This window comes from Candidatus Chloroploca asiatica, from assembly GCF_002532075.1.
Lineage (GTDB): Bacteria > Chloroflexota > Chloroflexia > Chloroflexales > Chloroflexaceae > Chloroploca > Chloroploca asiatica.
In genome coordinates, this window is record NZ_LYXE01000068.1 from 1 (window position 1) to 880 (window position 880).

The window sequence follows — 880 nt, forward strand, 5'->3', positions numbered from 1 at the left end:
GCTACTCGCCAGCAGCAGCGGATCGCGGTGACGCTGCCCCCACAGCACGACGACACTGCACGTGCGCCAGCCTTCGCCCTTGAAGATGTTTCCCCGGCCTTTCCACCGCTGGCCTGCGTGCTGCACCAGGTGGCGCAGTTGAGCCTCGCGTCCGCAGCGGTCCTGCCAGCGAGTCTGGTTCTGGACGCGCACCACCCAATCCCAGCCATACCGCGTCACCTGGTCGGTGAAGACCGGACAGCCAAAGGCCCGGTCGGCCACCACGACCACCGACGCACCGGGAGGCAGCACCTCGCGCACCATGGCGAGCAGGCTCCCACAGCGCGCCCAATAGCTGACCGTCTGCTTGGTCTGCCCAGGCCAGCAGCGCCAGGCCAGCGGGATGGCACGTCCGCGATACCAGACGGCGGCCGCCAGGACGCGCAGGTGTTCCGCCTGAGCCGTTTCATCAATGATAACGACCCAGCGTCGCGGCCGATGACGCGCCAGCATGCGTCGCACCACGTGCGCATAGCTCCGCTCCCAGGTCATGAGCGGGTCGTTGATGACCCGCCGCAGCCGCCGTTCATGGCTGGCCGCGCACGTCGTCTGAGGCGTCAGGTACGCATGGGTGCTCGCAATGCGACGCAGCACCAGGGTGCCGCTCAGCAGGATCCCCAGGATGAAAAACAATAGGCGGCGGCGCGTGCGCAGAGGCAGCGCCACCTCGCTCGAGGTCAGCAGGCTATCGACAGCGCGCTCCATATGGCGTATGCTGGGCATGAGGCGGTTCTCCGTAGGTTGGTGGTGAATTATTCCAGCATACGCGAACCGCCTCATGTTGTCACATGTCGTCCGAATCGGCCAAAAGAACACATATTTTCTGTCCGCCCTTAAACCC

The 880-nt window shown here is 65.3% G+C and carries 1 protein-coding gene; it reads right to left on the reverse strand.

The features are described 5' to 3' along the window. Positions 1–762, reverse strand: a 762-nt coding sequence (locus tag A9Q02_RS07740) for a hypothetical protein (RefSeq protein ID WP_216361467.1), incomplete at its 3' end; no start/stop codon positions are given. Positions 763–880 lie beyond the last annotated feature (118 nt).